This is a genomic window from Pseudomonas sp., from assembly GCF_049590575.1.
GTDB lineage: Bacteria > Pseudomonadota > Gammaproteobacteria > Pseudomonadales > Pseudomonadaceae > Aquipseudomonas.
In genome coordinates, this window is sequence record NZ_JBAWDE010000193.1 from 1 (window position 1) to 6,297 (window position 6,297).

A 6,297-nucleotide genomic window follows, 5' to 3' on the forward strand; every position below is an offset into this window, starting at 1 on the left:
ATGCTGTTTTGCGCCGCAGGTTCGGCCGGTTTGGCTGGCTCCTGGACCGGCGACAGAATCTTGCGCGCTTCCTGCTCCAACGACAGGATATGTTCGTTGTGCAGTTGCCGGCGGATCTCGTCGGCGCCGATTTCCCGTTCAACTTCCTGTTTGATGGCGTTGAAACTGCGTTTCAGGCGCCCGATCCACAGGCCGGCCGTGCGCGCGGCACCGGGCAGGCGTTCCGGGCCCAGCACCAGCAGGGCCACGAGGCCGACGAGGAGCAGTTCAGAGAAGCTGATACCAAACATTAGTCAGTGCTCACGAGTCTTTGCGGGTCGGCTCTTCGACTTTTTCAGCCTGCACGTCGAAGGTGCGACGTTCGGTGATCGGCTGGGTGGCCTGGGGGTGCACGGGCTGGGTCGGAGGCACTGGATTGACCACCGGGTCGGCCGGCTTTTCGTCATCGTTCATGGCTTTGCGAAAGCCCTTGATCGACTCGCCCACGTCAGTGCCGAGGTTTTTCAGTTTTTTGGTGCCGAACACCAGTACCACCACCACCAGAATGACGATCCAGTGTTTCCAGTCAAAAATGCCCATGCTGCAATTCCTCGGTAAAAGTTATTCAGGTGGACGGGCGCGAGGCCTTTTCGGCATGCCCGGACAAGCCGAAGCGACGGTCCAGTTCATCCAGCACGGCCTGTGGATGCTGCCCCAGTTGGGCGAGCATGACCAGGCTGTGGAACCACAAGTCGGCGGTTTCGTAGATCACATCGCTGCAGTCGCCGCTGATTTGCGCATCCTTGGCTGCAATGATCGTCTCGACGGATTCTTCGCCGAGTTTTTCCAGGATCTTGTTCAAGCCCTTGTGGTACAGGCTGGCGACATAGGAGCTGTCGGCGTCCGCGCCTTTGCGGTCTTCCAGCACCTGGGCCACACGGTTCAGGGTATCGCTCATGTCGAGTGTCCTGCGCAGTAGATAGCGTGCGGGTCTTTGAGCACCGGTTCGACCACCTTCCATTCGCCGTTCTCGAACACGCGATAGAAGCAGCTGTGGCGGCCGGTGTGGCAGGCGATGTCGCCGATCTGCTCCACCATCAGGATCACCACGTCGGCGTCGCAGTCGAGGCGCATCTCGTGCAGGGTCTGCACGTGCCCGGACTCTTCGCCCTTGCGCCACAGTTTGCCACGTGAACGTGACCAGTAAATGGCGCGCTGCTCGGCGGCGGTGAGGCTCAGGGCCTCGCGGTTCATCCAGGCCATCATCAAAATGCGCCCGGTCTTGTAGTCCTGGGCAATGGCCGGCACCAGGCCGTCACTGTCCCACTTGATCTCGTCCAGCCAGTTTTTCATGTTCGGCTCCGGCAATTTGCGACAGTGTATAACCGGATTGGCTATCGACGCACGATCAGATAAACACCCACGGCGACCATGATGCCAGCTGGCCAGTGGCCCAGTTGGTTCAACGGTCCTCCGATGGCCAGCATCACGCCGCCCACCAGGTGCGCGGCGCCCAGCAGGCGCAGGAACCAGTCGTCCTTGCGCTTTTGCCACGGCGGCGCCGGGTCCTTGGCGTGGGGCTGGGACATGCGCTCCAGCAGGTCGCGGGTCATGTTGGCCAGGTGCGGCAGCTGTTCCATCTGGCTGTGCAGGTTGCCCAGCACGGTTTTCGGGCTCATCCGTTCGCGCATCCAGCGCTCGAGGAACGGCTGCGCGGTGTTCCACAGGTCGAGGTCCGGGTACAGCTGGCGGCCCAGGCCTTCGATATTCAGCAGGGTTTTTTGCAGCAGTACCAGCTGCGGCTGCACTTCCATGTTGAAGCGTCGCGCGGTCTGGAACAGGCGCATCAGTACCTGGCCGAATGAAATATCTTTTAACGGTTTTTCGAAGATCGGCTCGCACACGGTACGGATGGCGGCTTCGAATTCGTTGAGTTTGGTTTCCGCCGGCACCCAGCCCGAGTCGATGTGCAATTGCGCCACGCGGCGGTAATCACGCTTGAAGAACGCGAACAGGTTGCGCGCCAGGTAGTCCTGGTCTTCCGGGGTCAGGCTGCCGACAATACCGCAGTCGATCGCAATGTACTGCGGGCTCCACGGGTTGACGGTGCTGACGAAGATGTTGCCCGGGTGCATGTCGGCGTGGAAGAAGCTGTCGCGGAACACCTGGGTGAAGAAGATCTCTACACCGCGCTCGGCGAGCATCTTCATGTCGGTGCGCTGGTCGGCCAGGGTCGCGAGGTCGGTGACTTGCACACCGTAGATGCGCTCCATCACCAGCACTTTGGGGCGGCACCAGTCCCAATACACTTGCGGCACGTACAGCAGCGGCGAGCCTTCGAAGTTGCGCTTGAGCTGGCTGGCGTTGGCGGCTTCGCGCAGCAGGTCGAGTTCGTCGTAGATGGTTTTTTCGTAGTCGGCGACCACGTCCACCGGGTGCAGCAGGCGCGCGTCGGCAGAGAAGCGCTCGGCGGCGCGCGCCAGGATAAACAGCCACGCCAGGTCCTGGCCAATGATCGGCTTGAGGCCGGGGCGAATCACCTTCACCACCACTTCTTCACCGGTCTTGAGTTGCGCTGCGTGCACCTGCGCGACGGAGGCCGAGGCCAGCGGTGCGACGTCGAAGCGGCTGAACACCTCGCTGATCTTCTTGCCCAGCTGTTCTTCGATCAGCTTCATCGACTGCTGGGAATCGAACGGCGGCACGCGGTCCTGCAGCAGCATCAACTCGTCGGCGATGTCTTCGGGCAACAGGTCGCGGCGGGTCGAGAGGATCTGCCCGAACTTGATAAAGATCGGCCCCAGGTCCTGCAAGGCCAGGCGCAGGCGTGCGCCGCGGCTCAGCTCGAGCTTTTTACGCGGCAGCCAGCGCCATGGCAGCACGTAGCGCACCGCCAGCAGGAACCACGGCAGGGGCAAGGCGAACAGCAGGTCATCGAGGCGGTAGCGGATTACGACGCGCTGGATACGAAACAAACGGCGGACGGCGAGCAGCTTCATGCGTTATCGCTTGGATCAAGGGAACGGCTCAGGCGCTCGAAGCGTGCCTCAAGGCGTTCCAGGTCGATTTTGGCCTTGTCGAGTTCGCGAAAGCGCGCTTGCGCTTCGCGTTCTCCGACCAGGGTGCGCGATTCTTCGCTCAGGTATTCGGCAAGGTTCTGGTTGAGGCTGGCGAACCCCTGCTGGTACCAGCGCGAGCGGCTGCGCAGGTGCCCGCTGATCAACTGGGTGGCCACGGGGCCGATCCAGCGTGACAGCTCGTATTCCCAGTCCAGCTCCAGGTCCTGCAGCACGGTGGCGAGGTCCATGAGCACCGCGCTGTCGCCTTCAAGTTCCACTTCGGGGCCGTGCAGGATCGCGGTCTTGTTGCGGCTCAGGGCCAGGTGCAACAGGCTCGAAGCCGGCGCGCGCAGGGTGCAGTCGGCCTCGGCGGCCCACTGGGTGGCGAGCCACAGGCCTTCGTCGCTGGGCAGGATAAACAGCTGCAAGGCAGGGCTGGTGCAGTCGACGGCAATCACCTTGCCGTTCAAGTGCGCGAGCCGTGCCAGGGCGGTGCTGTCCAGGCGCAGCACACGGTTAAGGCCGTGTTCAACGCTGGCGAGAAGGCCTGCGAACAGCATCAGGGCTTGATGCCGCGGTGCAGGGCGACGATCCCCGAGGTCATGTTGTGGTAGGTCACGCGGTCGAAACCGGCTTCTACCATCATCGACTTCAGGGTTTCCTGGTCCGGGTGCATGCGGATCGATTCGGCCAGGTAGCGGTAGCTTTCGGCGTCATTGGTGATCAGCTTGCCCATCAACGGCATGAAGGCGAACGAGTAGGTGTCGTAGACCTTGGACATCAGCGCGTTGGTCGGCTTGGAGAATTCCAGCACCAGCAGGCGGCCACCCGGCTTGAGTACGCGCAGCATCGAGCGGATCGCGTCTTCTTTATGGGTGACGTTGCGCAGGCCGAAGGCGATGGTCACGCAGTCGAAATGGTTGTCCGGGAACGGCAGCTTTTCTGCGTCGGCCTGAACGAATTCGATATTGCCGGCCACGCCTTTGTCCAGCAGGCGATCACGGCCGACCTTGAGCATCGAGCCGTTGATGTCCGCCAGCACTACTTGGCCGGTAGGGCCGACGAGCTTGGAGAACTTGGCGGCCAGGTCGCCCGTACCGCCGGCGATGTCCAGCACGCGGTTGCCGGTGCGTACGCCCGACAACTCGATGGTAAAGCGCTTCCACAGGCGGTGCATGCCGCCCGACAGCACGTCGTTCATCAGGTCGTACTTGGCGGCTACGGAGTGGAACACCTCAGCGACTTTTTCCGCTTTCTGGCTTTCCGGAACGTTCTTGAAGCCGAAGTGAGTGGTGGGTTCGGCATCGCTGCCTTTGCGCTGATCAGTCATATCGCTGTCACCAAAAGAGAATGCGGGACATGATAATCCCCACCGCCTGCTTTGTCTTGGCAAGGCTGAAGGTAAGATAGGCAGCCACCGAGACTTTTTGCCGCATGGCAGGTGTTCCAGTCGTTATAAAGAGGAGTCATTGCAATGGCCCGTATTACCGTTGAGCGTGCACATTCCCTGGGTAAAGAAGGCGCACGTGCCAAGGCCGACAAGTTGGCACTCAAACTCCAGGAGCAATATGGCCTGGAGCCGTCGTGGTCCGGCGATACCTTGAACCTCAAGCGTTCGGGGGTTAAGGGCACGGTGCAGGTAGCGGATGACTCGCTGCGAATTGATGTGGAACTGGGCCTGCTGATGTCGGCCATGAGTGGCACTATCAAGTCACAGATCGAGAAAGCCCTGGATAAGGCGCTGGCCTGATTCAATGTACTTAGGGTGCCGATTCTAATTTTTCCTCCTACTTTGTGCCCAAGCCTTCAACTCCTGAGGGCCGTTCCTCCACCCTTTTCTGCGTGAGGTGCACCATGGCCAAAGTTATCTTGAAGAAAAAAATCGACGTTCAGACCACTGCCCTGAGTGACGTTAAAAGCTATGCCCGCAAGATCTGGCTGGCCGGTCTGGGTGCCTATGCCAAGGTCGGCAGCGAGGGCGGCGACTACTTCAAAGAGCTGGTTAAGACTGGTCAACATGTTGAAAGTAAAGGTAAAAAAGTTGCTATTGAACAACTTGATGCCGCCAACAGTCAGATTGATCAAGTAAAGAGTAATGTCTCGTCTGTCAAAGGCCGGGTAGAAGTTCAGCTGGATAAAGTTGAAAAAGCTTTTGATACTCGTGTTGCCAGTGCCTTGAATCGAATCGGCATTGCGTCTAAACATGACGTTGAGACACTCTCTGCTAAGCTCGAAGAGCTGACGACATTGCTAGAACGTGTCGCGCGTAAACACTAAGGAGACATCGGGATGGCTGTTAAAAAGACTACTCAGAAAGAAGGCAGCTCGTGGGTCGGGGAAGTTGAAAAATATTCCCGTAAGATCTGGCTTGCTGGTTTAGGCGTGTACTCGAAGGTTAGCAGTGACGGCGGCAAGTACTTTGAGACGTTGGTCAAGGACGGCGAAAAGGCCGAGAAGTTGACCAAGAGCACGGTTGGTAAAAAAGTTGAAGCGGCCAAAGCAACTGCCGGTTCCGCCAAGTCGAGCATTTCTGACACGTGGGGCAAGTTGGAAGAAACTTTCGACAAGCGCCTTAACAGTGCCATTTCGCGACTGGGCGTGCCTAGCAAAGCTGAACTGAAGACGCTGCACAGCAAGGTCGATACCCTGACCAAGCAAATCGAAAAGCTGACTGGCGCGAAAGTGACCCCGGCCAAAACTGCCGCGGCCAAACCTGCTGCCAAGCCTGTGGCTAAACCAGCGGCTAAAACCGCTGCCGCCAAGCCAGCCGCAAAATCGGCAGCCAAGCCGTTGGTGAAAGCCGCCGCCAAACCGGCTGCTAAACCCGCTGCCAAGGCACCGGCAAAAGCCGCAGCGAAACCTGCAGCCAAGCCTGCGGCAAAAACGGCTGCCGCGAAACCGGCTGCCAAGCCAGCAGCCAAACCAGTGGCGGCTAAAGCTGCTGCCAAGCCGGCCACCAAAACCGCAGCGAAGGCGCCAGCAAAACCGGCCGCTAAGTCAGCGGCTAAAACGGCGGCCGCCAAACCTGCTGCCAAACCGGCCGCTGCAAAACCTGCAGCCAAGCCAGTTGCCGCCAAGCCTGCTGCCAAACCCGCCACGGCGAAGAAGCCAGCAGTTGCGAAAAAACCAGCAGCAGCCAAGCCAGCTGTCGCCGCCAAGCCGGCTGCTGCGCCTGCGCCAACCGCGTCCTCAGCCAACTCGGTTTCCGCACCGACCCACGCTGCCGCTACCCCGACTGCAACGCCGGCAACCCCGACGC

At 60.1% G+C, this 6,297-nt stretch carries 10 protein-coding genes; 3 read left to right on the forward strand and 7 right to left on the reverse strand.

Annotated features, from left to right (window positions below; translation table 11 throughout):
* The 7 genes from tatB to ubiE all read right to left on the reverse strand — a co-directional run.
* Positions 1-290: Sec-independent protein translocase protein TatB (gene tatB, locus WBR57_RS13210; RefSeq protein WP_424084189.1), on the reverse strand; the 290-nt coding region annotated here is incomplete at its 3' end.
* 10 nt (positions 291-300) lie between these two features.
* Positions 301-579, reverse strand: coding sequence for a twin-arginine translocase TatA/TatE family subunit (locus WBR57_RS13215; protein WP_424084190.1), 279 nt, complete (start codon positions 577-579; stop codon positions 301-303).
* A gap of 25 nt (positions 580-604) precedes the next feature.
* A complete protein-coding gene (locus WBR57_RS13220; protein WP_049710425.1) occupies positions 605-937 on the reverse strand; it encodes a phosphoribosyl-ATP diphosphatase in 333 nt (110 codons plus the stop codon).
* Complete coding sequence (hisI, locus tag WBR57_RS13225) at positions 934-1,332, reverse strand: phosphoribosyl-AMP cyclohydrolase (protein ID WP_424084191.1); 399 nt, start codon at positions 1,330-1,332, stop codon at positions 934-936. Before hisI ends, WBR57_RS13220 begins: the two co-directional genes overlap by 4 nt.
* A gap of 41 nt (positions 1,333-1,373) precedes the next feature.
* The gene (ubiB, locus tag WBR57_RS13230) at positions 1,374-2,978 is read right to left on the reverse strand and encodes a ubiquinone biosynthesis regulatory protein kinase UbiB (protein ID WP_424084192.1); all 1,605 of its coding nucleotides are present in this window, start codon (positions 2,976-2,978) and stop codon (positions 1,374-1,376) included.
* Positions 2,975-3,598 carry a ubiquinone biosynthesis accessory factor UbiJ gene (locus WBR57_RS13235; protein WP_424084193.1) on the reverse strand — a complete coding sequence of 208 codons (624 nt, stop codon included), beginning with the start codon at positions 3,596-3,598 and terminating at the stop codon, positions 2,975-2,977. Before WBR57_RS13235 ends, ubiB begins: the two co-directional genes overlap by 4 nt.
* The gene (gene ubiE / locus WBR57_RS13240; protein WP_003171186.1) at positions 3,598-4,368 is read right to left on the reverse strand and encodes a bifunctional demethylmenaquinone methyltransferase/2-methoxy-6-polyprenyl-1,4-benzoquinol methylase UbiE; all 771 of its coding nucleotides are present in this window, start codon (positions 4,366-4,368) and stop codon (positions 3,598-3,600) included. The genes WBR57_RS13235 and ubiE overlap by 1 nt, the downstream gene beginning before the upstream one ends.
* Positions 4,369-4,512: 144 nt before the next feature.
* Here ubiE and WBR57_RS13245 point away from each other — a divergent pair, with 144 nt between their 5' ends.
* The 3 genes from WBR57_RS13245 to WBR57_RS13255 form a co-directional block, all read left to right on the forward strand.
* Positions 4,513-4,788, forward strand: coding sequence for a polyhydroxyalkanoic acid system family protein (locus tag WBR57_RS13245; protein WP_424084194.1), 276 nt, complete (start codon positions 4,513-4,515; stop codon positions 4,786-4,788).
* A 104-nt stretch (positions 4,789-4,892) separates the two neighbouring features.
* The gene (locus WBR57_RS13250; RefSeq protein ID WP_424084195.1) at positions 4,893-5,315 is read left to right on the forward strand and encodes a phasin family protein; all 423 of its coding nucleotides are present in this window, start codon (positions 4,893-4,895) and stop codon (positions 5,313-5,315) included.
* 12 nt (positions 5,316-5,327) lie between these two features.
* Positions 5,328-6,297, forward strand: a 970-nt coding sequence (locus WBR57_RS13255; protein WP_424084196.1) for a phasin family protein, incomplete at its 3' end; no start/stop codon positions are given.